Source organism: Flavobacterium poyangense, assembly GCF_011751075.1.
Lineage (GTDB): Bacteria > Bacteroidota > Bacteroidia > Flavobacteriales > Flavobacteriaceae > Flavobacterium > Flavobacterium poyangense.
Genome location: NZ_JAALLN010000014.1, coordinates 60,971 through 75,958, shown reverse-complemented (window position 1 = coordinate 75,958; position 14,988 = coordinate 60,971). Strand labels below are relative to the sequence as shown.

9 protein-coding genes are annotated in these 14,988 nt (G+C 36.0%); 4 read left to right on the top strand and 5 right to left on the bottom strand.

Annotated elements, in window-relative coordinates:
- Positions 1–8: 8 nt before the first annotated feature.
- From G3A47_RS18020 to G3A47_RS18005, 4 genes are all read right to left on the bottom strand, one after another.
- The gene (locus G3A47_RS18020; protein WP_166924843.1) at positions 9–1,472 is read right to left on the bottom strand and encodes a flavin-containing monooxygenase; all 1,464 of its coding nucleotides are present in this window, start codon (positions 1,470–1,472) and stop codon (positions 9–11) included.
- A 5-nt stretch (positions 1,473–1,477) separates the two neighbouring features.
- Positions 1,478–1,891, bottom strand: coding sequence for a hypothetical protein (locus G3A47_RS18015; protein WP_208328374.1), 414 nt, complete (start codon positions 1,889–1,891; stop codon positions 1,478–1,480).
- Positions 1,892–2,008: 117 nt separating this feature from the next.
- Positions 2,009–3,289 carry a DUF4374 domain-containing protein gene (locus tag G3A47_RS18010; protein ID WP_166924839.1) on the bottom strand — a complete coding sequence of 427 codons (1,281 nt, stop codon included), beginning with the start codon at positions 3,287–3,289 and terminating at the stop codon, positions 2,009–2,011.
- A complete protein-coding gene (locus G3A47_RS18005; RefSeq protein ID WP_166924837.1) occupies positions 3,286–5,586 on the bottom strand; it encodes a TonB-dependent receptor in 2,301 nt (766 codons plus the stop codon). The genes G3A47_RS18010 and G3A47_RS18005 overlap by 4 nt, the downstream gene beginning before the upstream one ends.
- Before the next feature lie 697 nt (positions 5,587–6,283).
- Between G3A47_RS18005 and G3A47_RS18000 the strand changes: the two genes are divergently transcribed.
- The 3 genes from G3A47_RS18000 (at position 6,284) to G3A47_RS17990 (ending at position 12,248) form a co-directional block, all read left to right on the top strand.
- Positions 6,284–6,661 carry a hypothetical protein gene (locus tag G3A47_RS18000; RefSeq protein ID WP_166924836.1) on the top strand — a complete coding sequence of 126 codons (378 nt, stop codon included), beginning with the start codon at positions 6,284–6,286 and terminating at the stop codon, positions 6,659–6,661.
- An 80-nt stretch (positions 6,662–6,741) separates the two neighbouring features.
- Positions 6,742–11,115 (top strand): CusA/CzcA family heavy metal efflux RND transporter, encoded by a 4,374-nt coding sequence (locus G3A47_RS17995; RefSeq protein ID WP_166924834.1) that lies wholly within the window; start codon positions 6,742–6,744, stop codon positions 11,113–11,115.
- Positions 11,116–11,117: 2 nt separating this feature from the next.
- Positions 11,118–12,248, top strand: coding sequence for an efflux RND transporter periplasmic adaptor subunit (locus G3A47_RS17990; protein ID WP_166924832.1), 1,131 nt, complete (start codon positions 11,118–11,120; stop codon positions 12,246–12,248).
- A gap of 12 nt (positions 12,249–12,260) precedes the next feature.
- On the opposite strand, the gene G3A47_RS17985 is transcribed toward G3A47_RS17990, so the two are convergent.
- Entirely contained in the window at positions 12,261–12,560 is a 300-nt protein-coding gene (locus G3A47_RS17985) for an aminotransferase class V-fold PLP-dependent enzyme (RefSeq protein WP_243860502.1), read from the bottom strand.
- A 506-nt stretch (positions 12,561–13,066) separates the two neighbouring features.
- Here G3A47_RS17985 and G3A47_RS17980 point away from each other — a divergent pair.
- Positions 13,067–14,947: a trehalose-6-phosphate synthase gene (locus tag G3A47_RS17980; RefSeq protein WP_166924830.1), complete on the top strand. Its 1,881-nt coding sequence runs from the start codon at positions 13,067–13,069 to the stop codon at positions 14,945–14,947.
- Positions 14,948–14,988 lie beyond the last annotated feature (41 nt).

The following is a 14,988-nucleotide window of genomic DNA, read 5'->3' as shown; positions in this document are numbered from 1 at the left end:
ATTATTTTTTAGTGATAAAAGGTATAAGCAGATTGATCTACCACCTTTGTGAGTTTTTGGTATTCTTTGGCTTTGCCGGGCCAGTTATTGATGATAATATCACCGTCTTTATACCAACTGTTCTTCACCTGTGACCAGGCCGTTTTTTTCATTCTTTCATTCACTCCATGTGTAAATCCTTTTTGAAAGTCCGGTTTTACGTCCATGTATTTCAATTTGTTTTTTGAAATCAGACTTAGGCATTCCGAGATATAATGGGCCTGACTTTCTACCATGAGCAAGACTGAACTGTGGCCCAGATTCGTATTTGGACCGTACATCATGAAGAAGTTAGGAAAACCCGCTGTGGTGATTCCGAGATAAGTTTCTGTTGCTTTCTCCCAGGCAGTTTGTATTGAAATTCCGTTTAAACCACAGATATTGAGACCTTTTAGAAAAGGATTACTTTCAAAACCTGTAGCATATATAATGACGTCCAGAGGGATTTTAGTTCCCGTGGAGGTGACAACCCCGTCTTCTGTTAAATGAGAGATACCGTCCATATTTACGGTCACATTTTCTTTTGCCAGAGCTGGATAATAGTCATCGGACAAAAGAACACGGACTGCTCCCATGGGATAATCGGGGGTTAGTTTTTTCAATAATTCCGGGTCTTTGATCGTTTTTTTAAGATGCGCCATGCTTACCCCTTGCCAAGCCTTTTTCCAAAATTTGTTTTGTCCCATCAAATGATAGAACAGACCGTTGAATGTATTATTCGAATGACGGGCCCAATAAAGCAGGAAAGGATATTTTTTATGCAGCTTTCTGTTTTTATCGGTGTACGGGGTGTTTTTCTTGGGTAATAACCATTTTGCACTTCGCTGAAAAACGGTAAGAGCTTGTACTTGCGGAACAATTTCCGGAATAAACTGAATGGCACTGGCAGCATTTCCTATTACGGCTACACGTTTTCCGTTTAGATCAATGTCGTGATTCCATCTTGCGGAATGCCAGCTACTCCCTTTGAAAATCTCTTTACCTTTAAAATGGGGAATTTTCGGGTGATCTAACTGGCCGATCGCCATGATTAAAAATCGGGTCAAGTAGGTGTCGCCTTGTTTGGTTTTCACTTCCCAATAGCCTTCTTTTTCAATAAATTGGGAAGAGGAAAATTCTTTTTCAGAATGAATATGATCTTGTAATCCGTTCTTTTCTACATTGTACTTGAGGTATTCGAGAATTTGAGGTTGATCTGACCATTTTTTCTTCCAGTTTGGGAAGGGTTCAAATGAGTAACTGTACAGCGCAGATGGCACATCACATTGGGCACCCGGGTAAGTATTGTCCCTCCATGTACCTCCAATAGCTGCAGCCTTTTCGAGGATAAGAAAAGAATGTATCCCGCGTTTTTTCAGGCTGATTGCCATTGAAATGCCCGAAAATCCGGACCCCACAATTAAGGCGTCGTAAACGATATGATTTGTAGACATTTTGTTTACTTGTTTTGTACGGTTACTACCAATTGTTTTAAGCGATCAGTTTCATAGAATACTAAAATGAAATTCAAGATCGATACCACCATTCCCGAAGCGAAAAAGCCGGGGTGCACAGGAGGAGTATCATGAACGATGTGAATTAAAAAGATATTGACGGCAAAAGGAAGATAGAACAACAAGCCAATCCACCAGTATTTTTTTGTTAAGAGTAGTATGCCGGCGAATAGTTGTGCTAAACGTACAAAAACTCCCAAATAGCTCAGCATGATGGCATTGTGCAGGTCTTGAAAGGTTTTTCCAAATAGAAGAATACCTTCACTTTGCGGATTGTAACCCTCCGTTAGCATGGCATATGTTCCGATAGCGCCAAAAAGTAAAAGAAGGACAGCAAAAACATAACGTAGTATGGTCATCGTTTTTTTCATAGGATTTTTGTTTTTTGATTGAGGATTTGTAAACTTTAAAAAAGGATGCAATAAGACTTAATGAGCATCCGGAGTTATTTCGGATGCTCAAATTAGTTGGTGTTATTATTTCAATCCAAGAATATGAGAAATACCGGTAGTAGTGACCGTTTTGGTTTTGCTCAAATTGCTTAAGTTGATTTTATTAATGTAATTGCTGGTTTTATTAGCAAATGGAACATAAGCATAACCGTTTGCAAAAAAGCATTTTGCTACTTTACCACTGTTTGTATATTCATCGTCTAACTTCGTTGCCGTTTTTGCATTCAAGTCAAAATTCCACCAACGGAATACAGGATCTGTATTATAAGAGTACGGATTGCTTGGATCCAGTTTTGTTGGGTCCAGAACAGTTGCAAGGAATTTGCCGTTTCCATAATATTCAAAATTCGTTACAGGGTTACCGCTTCCTTGTGATGCTGTTTCTAAGTCAAAATAGTAATCTTTATCAAAGGCAGTAGCTCCGTTTTTGATTCTTAGTAAACAGGCCGGTTTACCTATTGCAGTTCTGGCTCCGCCAAATACATTGTGACACAATACATAAATATCTCCATTTTCTGTTTTATTCATGTAGTAAACACCACCTCCGGTATTCCAGGAACCTGTAAAAGAGCCACGCTCATCTGTAATAATTTTAACTAAAGCAGTTGAATTGTCGGTAGCAGAATTGTTCACTTTTGTAAGATCAATTACCAGTATGTCGCAGGTAGTTACGGCTGGTGTAAAGGTGTTAAAGTCATACATAGAGTACAAAGCCGCGTACATATAATTCCCGCTAACGATAATCTCGGTCACTCCATCTGCCTGAATCTTGGCTCCGGCTTTTGGAAAATCGGTTACTTTACCAACTCTTGACATAGAAGACCAATCTATAACTCCCGTTTTTACCATAGTAGTAGGATTAAAGATTACAATCTTTCCTGATCCGCCAATGTAGGCTGTGTTTTCATCTTTGAAAAAAATATTTCCCTGGAATCCTAATTCCGGAACCTTGATTGTACCTGTTTTTTCTCCGACATTTCCGTTAGTTAAGGTCCATCTTGAGATCAAACCATTCTGATAATCATTCACATATACCGCTTTCTTAAACTCATAAACCCCACCGGAATGAGAAGCTGAGATTTCGTGTGCGTTAGCATTATTTATTGTTCCTGTAGCATCCGGAGATTCAATTTTTTGCATGTAGGCGGCAAAAGTTCTTCCATCTGAATTCTGAGGTCTTGTAATTAAAGTATAATTGGCAGATCCGTTAGTTGTTGACTCTTCCTTGTTGTCGTCCTTATCACAGGATGATAATGCTAAAAGTGCAAAAAATAAAAGAGTAAGTTTGTTTGTCATTGTTTTCATAATTGTTGATTGGTTAATGAATAAGTAATTTTTCCGTAAAAACTTCTTCCTGGTTTTTGAACAGAGAAGTTGTCGTATAACTGCGCATTGGTTAAATTTTTACAATCAATTGCGAAGCTCCAACGTTTATTTTTTGAATGCAGTGAGACCGAAAAGTCATTTGCAAATTGTGACGGTATTGTTGCTTTAGAAGATTTTTTGCCATTAAGAGCCCAAGTGAGATAGTATTCATGCACATAAGACGAGGTGTATAAAAATCTAATAAAGTAGTTTCGGTTATTCCCGGGATTTAAGGTATAGAATACCTGAGCATTACCGAATAAATAGGGGGTGTTTGGAATTCTGGCACCAATATAGTTATCTGTAAAAATCCCAAGATCGTCTACAGCAGCTAATCTTATATCCTGATAAGTTGCGTTTATACCGAAATCGAGCGTATTAGTTGGTTTGTATTCTAAAAACCATTCACCACCAATTGTCGTGGTTTGTAACAAATTGGTATAAGCAGCAAGTGCATTTGCAAATGAGGTTAGAATAATCCTGTTTTTTGAGTCTCTATAAAAGCCACCTATTCCTGTAAAAATCTTTTCACTTGTTGACTTAAACTGTATTTTAAAGTTCAGGTTGTGGCTTTTAGCTGATTTTAGATTGGGATTCGGGCTAACGGTTATATAGTCACCAAAAATTTCTCTGCTGTCCGGTTGACGAATGGAATATTCATAACCGGGAAGTATTGCTATTTGTGGAGTAAGTACCCATTTGAATACTTGACCAAAGCCGATATCGGAAGAGGAGGAGGAGTTGATTTTATCAAATTCATTGTTGATCTTAAAGCTGGCTCCTCGCACTTTACTGTAATAATGTTTGAAGGAAGTAGTACCAAGTAAGCGTCCGTCTAAAAATTTGGATTCAAGTGAGGTTCCGAAAAAATTATTTATCAGTGTTTGAGGTATTTTAAAAGGATCCTCTTTGTAAGTAGCAGTACCTGCTTTGTCTTCTCCTGTTAATTCTCTTCTTGTCGTAAACAGGTTGACATTTATTTTATAATTTTCTCCTAGTCTAAAAAAAGCATTTTCTCTTGCGTATAGGACTTTTTGAATTGTTTTTGGTGTAATGCCCTGGCTATACAAGCCACTTTCGCCTTTAGTTTGTCCTTCGATAAAATTGCCGTCCCAAAAATAGATGCGTGAAGAAATATCTTCAAAATAGGTTTGTTCAAAATTGTATCCGGCGGTTACATCAATCTGCCAGTTGTTTTTTTGTGAACTTGATTTTTTCCAATTAAGCGCTACACCTCCTGTATATTCTTCAGAAAACGGTTCTCCCCAAGGTTTTAGAGCTGTAATTCCGTGTTGCCACTCTTTATGGGTATAAGTAAAAGAGGAAATAAGTTTTATGTGGTCGGCCCAACTTAAGTTTTTAAATCCAGTTTGTATTTTGGCAAGACCAAAATTATATTTGTCATTAAATCTTCTTGCCCGACCTTTTTTTGTATTGTATAAATGGTCTGCAACTACATCTACATCATCCATCCAGTAATTATTGTCGGAATGGCGGTAAACGGCGTCAAAAGCCGCAAAGAAATTTTTGTTTGTAAGTGGATGGTCAAAAGCGCTTAAAGTAGCTTCATGCGTATTCCAGGAGCCATACGAATATCCCATTCCCAAAATATCCTTTTCACTTTTTCTGGTTACAATGTTAATTACCCCGCCTAAGGCATCGGAGCCGAACTGAATGGGGACCACTCCTTTGTATATTTCAACGCGGTCAATCATGTTTGTAGTAAGATTTTGAAGTTCAAAACCACGACCTAAAAGGTAAACCGGGACTTCATCAACAAATACACGAACATCTTTTCCATCAATACCATTTAGATTGATGTTTATAGCACTGCCCGTACCACCTTGTTGCTGTATCCGTATTCCGGATGCCAGGTTTATTGCTTCAACTACAGATTTTGAAGTGCTTTTTAATTCTTTAAAATCGATTACTTCAGGTGTATAGACTGATTCGCGGAGTTTTTGTGCTGTAGCAAGTTTAGGTTCCTCTATGACCACTTCATTAAGTTCGTGGGTCGATTTCATAAGGATAACGTCCAGAGTTTTCCGCTCTTTATTGAGCTGAAGTTTGAAGTTGGCTTTTTTGAATGAAAAATTTTCGACCTCTACGGTATAGCTGCCCGGTTTTTCGTGAATTAGTACTTGTCCGTTCACATCTGTTTGCTGTTGAAATAATAGAAAGTCGTTTTCTTTAACGGTAACAGTTGCTCCGACAATCGGCTCCTTTGATTCGCTCATTACTTTGAGTGTAACTTGAGCATCGGCACGTTTTATTGAAAAAGTAAATAAGAAAATAAAGGCTATTATTTTTTTTAAGCCTATGCTCTCAAAGATCATAATTTGAACTATTTTTAATTAGACCAAATATAAATAAAATTATTCAAATATATAATTTGTATGTATTTATTTGTAAAAAAATGATTAAGAGGTTTGCTATTGGGTTAGCAAGAAAAGCTAGTTTGTTTAAAATCAGTTGTTTTGATAATATTTTTTAACTGTTCTTAATTAGTCCGAATCTAAATAAAAATTTAAGAATAAAAAAATATATATATCATTTATTTGTGAGAAAATAATGATTTGTTCTGGCAGATTCGTAAAATATGGAAGTCAAATGTTTAAAAACCAACTAATTGTTTATTTTTTTTGTGTTTATTGAGTTTTTTATTCAAGTTTGGTGCTGATACTACTATTTGTCTAAGATAAACCTTCTCTTTTGGGGGATAAGGGGTATTGTTTTGTTTTGGATTGAAAATTTATAAAATGGTTTTTGGTTGGCAGGATAAAATAATTAGCGATAGAAAAAATGAGACCTGTTTATGGCTTTTTTGGTTAAAAAATAGTCAGTATTGATTTGTGTTCAAGTGAGAAAAGGCAATAATGAATATTTACAATTTTTTAATTATGATGATTTCTATAAATAAATTAAATTTGCCTTGTGCCGAAACAAATTATTTACATATTTATTTTCTTAATAGCTTCAAACAGCAGTTTTGTACAGCAGTTTTATAAGCTTCCAATTCTGGTACAACATTTTCAGGAGCACAAGCAGTTGAGTGATTTAAGTTTCGTAGATTTTTTATCGATGCACTACTGGGGAGAAGATTTAAAAGATAATGATGAAGACCGTGACATGCAACTTCCTTTTAAAACGATTAGCAGCAGTTCTTTTCAGCTGGTTTTTATTTTGACAGACAAAGAGCTGTTACCTATTCCGTTTAATCCGGCTTTACCACAATTAAAAAATACAGTTTACCGATCTAATCTTCTTTCAGATCCAAATTTACTTTCTTTATTCAGGCCTCCTGTAGCATAATTTGATTTTAAAATTTTTGCTGTGGCTGGAACATTTGAAGTGTTCCGGTCACTGATTTATTATATTTTTAATTCAAAATTATGCTTAATAAAGTAATTCAGTTCTCAGTTAAGAACAAACTGGTAATTGGCGTCTTTACACTGCTGTGGATTATCTACGGTGTGTATGAAGTTACCCAATTGCCAATAGATGCTGTACCGGACATCACTAATAATCAGGTGCAAATAATCACTACGGCGCCTTCACTTGGCGCAGAAGATGTAGAACGGTTGATTACTTTTCCAATAGAACAGGTAATTAGTAATATTCCCAATCTTAAAGAAAGCAGAAGTATTTCTCGTTTTGGACTTTCGCTGGTAAGTGTTGTGTTTGATGACGATACCGATGTATATTGGGCAAGACAGCAGATTACCGAAAGACTACAGCAGGTCGAGATAGACCGAAATGCCAACAGACCGGAAATGGCGCCTGTAACAACAGGTTTGGGAGAAATATACCAATATGTATTAAAACCAATGCCGGGTTATGAAGAAAAATATTCGTTGGAAGATTTAAGAACCATTCAGGACTGGACTATCCGCAGACAGCTTTTGGGAACTCAGGGAATTGCTGATGTTTCGACTTTTGGAGGGAAATTAAAACAGTATGAGATTGCGATAAATCCCGCGAGACTAAAAGCGCAGAATCTTACTATAAGCGATGTTTTTACGGCATTAAATACAAGCAACGAGAATACTGGTGGCGCTTATATAGAAAAAGGACCGACGGTGTCTTACATCCGTAGTACGGGTCTGGCAAAAAGCATAAAAGACATTCAAAATATTGTCGTTAAAAGTACACAGGGCGGACTTCCGATTTTAATAAAAGATATTGCCGATGTAAAAATTTCTTCGGCGATACGTTACGGAGCTTTAACCACAGACGAGTTTGGAGAATCTGTTGGTGGAATTGTAATGATGTTAAAGGGGGAAAATGCCAATAATGTTATTGTTAATGTAAAAGATAAAATTGCCCAGATTGAAAAAATACTACCCGAAGGTTTAAAAATTGAACCTTTTCTTGATCGTACCAAAATGGTAGACAATGCTATTGGAACTGTGCAGAAGAATCTTATTGAAGGTGCTTTAATTGTAGTTTTGATTCTGGTTTTATTTCTCGGAAATTTAAGAGCCGGATTCATTGTGGCTTCGGTGATCCCGCTGGCGATGCTTTTTGCCATTATTATGATGAATGCTTTTGGCGTAAGCGGTAATTTAATGAGTTTGGGCGCTCTTGATTTCGGCTTAATTGTCGATGGCGCCGTTATTATTGTGGAAGCAATTCTACATCATCTTCACAGTTCAAAAAAATATCGAAATGTTGGTGCTATTTCGCAGGAAGAAATGGATAAAGAAGTGACCGGATCTGCTGCGAGAATGATGAACGCTGCGGTTTTCGGTCAAATCATTATTTTAATAGTCTACCTGCCAATACTTTCACTTGAGGGAATTGAAGGTAAAATGTTTAAACCAATGGCACAGACTGTCGCGTTTGCTATTTTGGGTGCATTTATACTTTCGCTTACGTATGTGCCAATGGTTAGTGCTTTATTCTTAAATAAAAAAATTAACCACAAAAAGAATCTTTCTGATCGTATTATGGCAAGGCTCGAAAATGCGTACGAAGGCTGGTTGACAAAAGCTTTAGGCATTAGAAAAGCAATTGTAATTGCTGCCTTTGTACTTTTCGGAATTGCGTTGGTATTGTTTGGAAGAATGGGAGGAGAATTTATTCCACAGTTAGAAGAAGGAGATTTTGCCGTAGAAACCCGTTTATTACTTGGAACCAATTTATCCACTACAACAGAAACCATTCAGAAAATATCGGCACAGCTTAAAAAAGAATATCCCGAAGTACAGCAGGTCGTTTCAAGAATCGGAAGTGCAGAGATCCCAACCGATCCGATGCCGATTGAAGGCGGTGATATGATTATTGTTCTAAAAGACAAATCCGAATGGACAAGTGCCTCTTCATTTCCCGAATTAGCCGATAAAATGACCAAAACCGTTAAGAGAATTGCGCCCGGTGTTACCACAGGATTTCAATTTCCTGTACAGATGCGTTTTAACGAATTAATGACGGGAGCCAAACAAGATTTGGTTTGTAAAATTTACGGAGAAGACCTGAAAAAACTTTCTGAATATGCTGAAAAGCTTGGAGCTATTAGCAAAACGGTCGAAGGTGCAGCCGATCTTTATGTAGAAAAAGTTACCGGAATGCCACAAATAGTAATCGATTATAATTGGGCAGAAATGGCAAAATACAGCCTTCGTGTTGCCGATGTTAATGCTACTGTTAATGCCGCTTTTGCAGGAGCCGTAGCCGGAAATATTTATGAAGGAGAAAAACGTTTCGATATGGTTGTTCGTGTAGAAGACAGTGGAAGAAAAGGAATTGAAGATGTTCGTAATCTTCTTATTGCAACTCCTTCAGGCATGCAGATTCCGTTATATCAGGTAGCAAATGTTGAAGAAGTAGAAGGACCGAATCAGATTCAGCGTGAAAATGCCAAAAGAAGAATCATTGTAGGTTTTAATGTCCGTGGGCGGGATGTGCAGTCTATTGTAGAAGAATTACAGCAGAAAGTACACAAACAGATTAAATTCGATCCCGGTTATTATATCACTTATGGAGGTGCATTTGAAAATCTGCAGCAAGCAAAATCGAGACTTGGTCTGGCAGTTCCAGCCGCTTTATTAATGATTTTTGCTTTGTTGTATTTTGCTTTCCGTTCTTTTAAAGAAGGTATTATCATTTTTACGGCAATTCCGTTATCGGCTATTGGCGGCGTATTTGCTTTGGTACTCCGTGATATGCCTTTTAGTATTTCGGCCGGAGTCGGATTTATTGCGCTCTTTGGAGTTGCGGTCTTAAATGGTATTGTTTTGATATCCGAATTTAACCGAATTCAAAAACACGGAGAAATTACAGATCCGTTTCAAATCATTATCATCGGAACAAAAAACAGACTCCGTCCCGTTTTAATGACGGCTGCAGTAGCCTCTTTAGGTTTTCTGCCAATGGCATTAAGCAATGGAGCAGGAGCAGAGGTACAACGTCCGTTGGCAACCGTTGTAATCGGCGGCTTAATTACCGCAACTTTGTTAACGCTTTTTGTACTTCCTGCTATTTATTTAATGACGTATCATGCGAAAGCATTTTCTAAAAAGAGAAAAAAACAAATGAACAACCTCACTATTTTATTGGCTTTTCTTTTCATCGGAAGCATGACTAATGCACAGCAAGTATCCGTTTCATTAGAAGAATCCATCTCAATAGCCATTCAAAACAACAGGACAATTAAATCGGCAAAATGGAATGAGCAATCTAAAAGCTACCTTCAAAAATCGGCTTACGATGTACCAAAAACACAAATTGATGCCGATTTTGGACAATTTAACAGTGCGCAGAAAGATACCCGCTTTGGGATCAGCCAGACTTTTGCTTTTCCCACCGTTTACAGCAATCAGAAAAAAGCTTTTAGAGCCGATTTTGATAAAGCTAAAGCAGAAACGCAATTGACCTCTCAGGAAATTAAAACCAAAGTCAGAACTATTTATTACGATTATCTCTGGTTAGACAGTAAAAAAGAGTTATTGGTTTATGCTGATTCTATTTACAGAATTATGGAGAAAAAATCGGAGTTGCGATTTAAAGCGGGCGAAGCAAATGTTTTGGAGAAAAGTGCCTCGCAGTCGGCAAGACAGTTTTACAACAACCAGTTGAGGATGGTAAATAAAGACATCGAAATTGTGCTTAATCTGTTTAATGCGGTTCTCCAGGATAAAACGATTTACAGCCCGAAACCGGAGCATTTAAAAGCGGTTTTGAGTGCTTCTTTTGAGAATATTAAAACAGAAAATCTTCCAGCGGTGAAGCGTTCTCAGTACGAATCTGAATCGGCAAAATGGCGCTGGAAGACAGAAAGTGCCAGATTGCTTCCGGAAATTACATTGGGTTATAATAACTTGAGTTTTATAGGAAATCAAACAAATGCAGCCGAACAGGATGTGTATTATGATAGCAGACAAAGATTTAGTTATGTAAATGCAGGACTTACGATTCCTGTGTTTTTTGCAAGTCAGTCTGAGCGTAAAAAAGCTGCAAAAGCAGTTTACGAAAGTTCCGAAGCAGCAGCCGAAGCTGTAAAAATTGAGGTCAAAACCAATATCGAAAATGCTTTTTATGAAGTAAAAAAGCATCAGGAAAGCCTGGAATACTATGAAAAAGAGGGATTAAAAAATGCCCAGACTATTATTGATGCCGCTGCCAGTCAGTTACAAAATGGAGATATCGACTATTTGCAGTGGGTTTTGGTGGTTAATCAGGCGGTAACAATCAAAAGCGAATATCTGGATGCGCTTAATGCTTATAACAAAGCTGTGGCAATACTTCAAAACCTAAATAATATTTAAAAATGAAAAAATATATCACAGCGTTTTTAAGCGCTTTTGTTCTGTTTTCCTGTGAAGATAAAAAAAAGGAAGAAATTAAAAACTCGGATATTAAAAGTGTTAATATCGTGAAGTTAAGCGCCGAGCAGGTAAAAAATGCCGGAATTGAAACGGCTAATCCGACAGTAAAAAATGTAAAAGCGATTTTACAACTTCAAGGGACTGTAACAGTTCCGCCTAAAAGTGTGGTAAGTATCAGTATTCCGCTTGGGGGGTATATTAAAAGTACTAATTTAATCGCTGGTATGAATGTGCAAAAAGGGCAAATTTTGGCGGTAATTGAAGATATGCAATTCGTAGAATTACAGCAGGAATATCTTATGGCGAAAGAAAGGTTTAAGCTTGCACAAAACGAAGAGAAAAGACAAAAAGAACTGAATGTAAATAAAGCAAGCAGTGACAAGGTTTTAGAGCAAATTACAACAGAGATGCGAACACAGCGTATTATAATGTCTTCTTTGGAACACAAATTAAGTTTATTAGGAATTAATGCCAAAAAGTTGAATGTCGACTCAATGAGCAAAACAATAAAAGTAATTTCGCCAATTAACGGATTGGTTTCTAAGGTTAATGTAAATATCGGAAAATACGTAAACCCAACTGATATGCTTTTTGAATTGATCGATAAAAAAGATATCGTTTTAACTTTGAATGCCTTTGAAAAAGACATCACTTCTTTAGCTATTGGGCAATCGGTTACGGCTTTTGGAAATACTTCTATTTCTAAGAAATATGCAGCTAAAATTGCCTTTATTAACCAGAGTTTAAACGGAGACCGCGCTGCAGAAATTATTTGTAAAGTTAATAATTACAATGCAGAACTTCTTCCGGGGCTTTTTATTAATGCCGAAGTTGAGACAGAAAGCAAGAACGCATTAACTGTACCTGAAGATGCAGTGGTGCGCTGGCAGGGTAAATTTTATGTTTTTATAGCTCTTGGAAACAATCAGTTTCAAATGATTGAAGTTAAATTAGGGGTTAAAAACGAAGGTCAGGTTCAGATTTTATCTGATGCTGTTTCTAATTCATCAAAAATTGTATTTAAGAATTCTTATACGCTTTTGATGGCCGCAATGAATAATGATGAGCAGTAAGATATCGGCTATTTATTTAACCATATAAAAAGGAGAGAACCGACAGCGTATAACTGTCGGTTTTCTCATTTTAAGTAAAATTTTATGGTGAAGTTTCTTTAGTTTAGAATCATATTTTTTTAATTCCCATAGCGTTTTAATAAAAATATCGACACCTTCTGTTTTATTATAAAATGCTAATGGAGGGCGAACTGTAGTTTCAACACTCATTCTGCGTAAAATTGGCTGCACACAATGATGTCCTGTTTGTACAGCCACACCTTCTTTGTTTAAAGCCTGTCCAATTAATTTATCACCATAAGAATTAGACAACCTGCTCAATGAAGATCAAGCTGAGTATAGACCGGAAAGCCTAAAACTTTTATATGAAACTACGAAAAGAGTAACCGATAAATTGATCTCTTTTGCTGAAACAAAGTAATTAATTAAGTGTATACTTACATATTTGTGATTATTTGTATGTATTTTAGTTCTTTTTAACATTTTTAGTTTGTTTTAATGATATATCTTTATTAAGTTAGACATCGAATCATTTTTACGGATTCGCTATAGTATCAATTTACCCTCCCCTGCATATAATTTTCTTTAGTTATATGTTTAAATACCACAGATTAAATAATGAATATTTTTAATAACAGTGTTTTGTGTTATGCTGTTTAAAAAATAGGCTAAAATGAGATAGCAGACTTGTTTGTTTTAAATAAATAAGTCTGTAAAATCAATACTTTCAAAATGGAAGATCACTATACTATAACTTATAGGGACTCCATAATTTCATTTTTAGCAAGCACTTTTTAAATCAATAAATTATTATATGTATGAAAAAAAATGTATATGTATGTTCAAACTCATTGCCAATTGAAATAGTTCAGAATCAGGAAGAAAGAAAACTTAATATGAGACCTGGAGGTTTAGGAGTTGGAGTAGAGGCTACTTTTGAAAAGGATAATAGTAATTTTGAGCTTCGGGATTGGAAAGGAATAGCGCAATATCCTATGTTGGAAGTAAAAAGAAAAGAGTCAGTAAAAGAAACACAAGAACAAACTCCCGAAGATAGTTTTAAATTACCACAACAAGATGAAATTGACCACAAATCACTTAAACTGAATAATGACTTACTGGCTCAGAAAAAGTTTAGCTTTTTATATTTAGATCCGGAAATTCAACAAAGTTTTTATAAGCTGGGTGTAAATGGTATAATTTGGCCACATGTTCATGGTTTTGAATCGAAAATAGAAAGTGATTCTTCCCTAAAAGATTATATGCATGTAAATAAAGCAATGGCTGAGGCAATTGTTAAAGCGATAGAAAAGGATATTGCAGAAAAGAAAACAACTTTGGAAGATACAATTGTCTGGGTGCATGATAGTCATTTAGCTTCCGTACCGATGTATATAAAGAAATGGAATGAAAATATAAAAGTGGCATACTTTCACCATACTACATTTGAAGAAACCAATTACCTTGTATATGATGACAAAACTATATCAAACATAAACGATAGGTTTAAATTTGATGATCAGGAAATAGCCAAACAGATATTAGAAGATGTGTTGTGGGCAGATTCTATTTCTTTTCATACTAAAAGAGACGTTGATAATTTTAAAGCAACCATAAAAGCGTATAAAATTAAATGTAGCGGAGATTGGGAATCAAAATTGTCAGTGAATCCAATAGGAATTCCTAAAAATAAAATAGAAGATATTTTAACAACCTCCCTTGCTGCATTACAAAAGCCGCCTTCAGATATTTCGAAACGTGTTGATAACTTTAGAACAAACATCGTTTCTAAGGCAGAAAATCAGGAAAAAATGGTACTGGAAGAAGTTGCCGAGAGGTTTTCACTTGGAGAAGGATCTCTTCACGATATACAGACCCTTGAGTCTGGAAAATATTTTGATCCTAAGAAAATTCATATTTCATCTGTTCAAAGATGGGATTACACAAAAGGAATTCATGAACAATTGCAAGCCTATCATAAATTGCTTCAGGAAATTAAAGGTAAAGACATTGACGGACGACCACAAGAATTATTACAATTGAATTTAGTTTGTAGTAGTGCGAGAGTTATTAATGCTTTTAGTATTTATGAAAAAGAGTGCTTAAGAATTGTGGAAGAAATTAATACTGAATTTCCGGGAGCCGTTAACTATATTCCTGGGATTCCTTTTGAGAAGCTTCCCTTATTTAATGCTGCAAACGATATTTTAATTGCTACTTCTAAAAAGGATGGATATATTATGTCAATAGGAGAAGCCATTCATGCCAGGACTCATGCCTTAAAGAATAACATGCTTCCAGAAGCAAATAGCGCATCTGCAGCTATTGTTAGTCGGGAAGCCGGGATATCGGTGGATCTGGGAGGGGAAAAAAGAGAGTCAGATTTAAAATGTTTATCATTGGTAAATCCTACCGTAGAAGAAATTAAGAATTCGCTTAAAAATCAAATTAATGCTATAACAAGTATGCGAGTTGATAAAACGCATAACAAAGAAGAATTTATACAAATAACACCTAAAATACAAGATGTAAAGAACTATGGAATAAGATGCTTAAAACCATTAACAATGGTACAGAGGGCAAGTTTGATAGACAAATTAACGCATTCTAGTGTAGAGAGATCAACTACTTCGAATAAAAGGTTATCGAAGAGCCCGGAATATAAAAGATCTAGCGTCAGCATAAAACCAAAGATGTAATTGTATTAATGCCTGTTTATTGCAGTCATCACCAAACGGTT

Excerpts from the sequence above, each read along its gene's own strand:
- G3A47_RS18020 (WP_166924843.1), bottom strand. The coding sequence starts at position 1,472 with ATGTCTACAAATCATATCGTTTACGACGCCTTAATTGTGGGGTCCGGA.
- G3A47_RS18015 (WP_208328374.1), bottom strand. The coding sequence starts at position 1,891 with ATGACCATACTACGTTATGTTTTTGCTGTCCTTCTTTTACTTTTTGGC.
- G3A47_RS18010 (WP_166924839.1), bottom strand. The coding sequence starts at position 3,289 with ATGAAAACAATGACAAACAAACTTACTCTTTTATTTTTTGCACTTTTA.
- G3A47_RS18005 (WP_166924837.1), bottom strand. The coding sequence starts at position 5,586 with ATGAGCGAATCAAAGGAGCCGATTGTCGGAGCAACTGTTACCGTTAAA.
- G3A47_RS17995 (WP_166924834.1), top strand. The coding sequence starts at position 6,742 with ATGCTTAATAAAGTAATTCAGTTCTCAGTTAAGAACAAACTGGTAATT.
- G3A47_RS17990 (WP_166924832.1), top strand. The coding sequence starts at position 11,118 with ATGAAAAAATATATCACAGCGTTTTTAAGCGCTTTTGTTCTGTTTTCC.
- G3A47_RS17980 (WP_166924830.1), top strand. The coding sequence starts at position 13,067 with ATGAAAAAAAATGTATATGTATGTTCAAACTCATTGCCAATTGAAATA.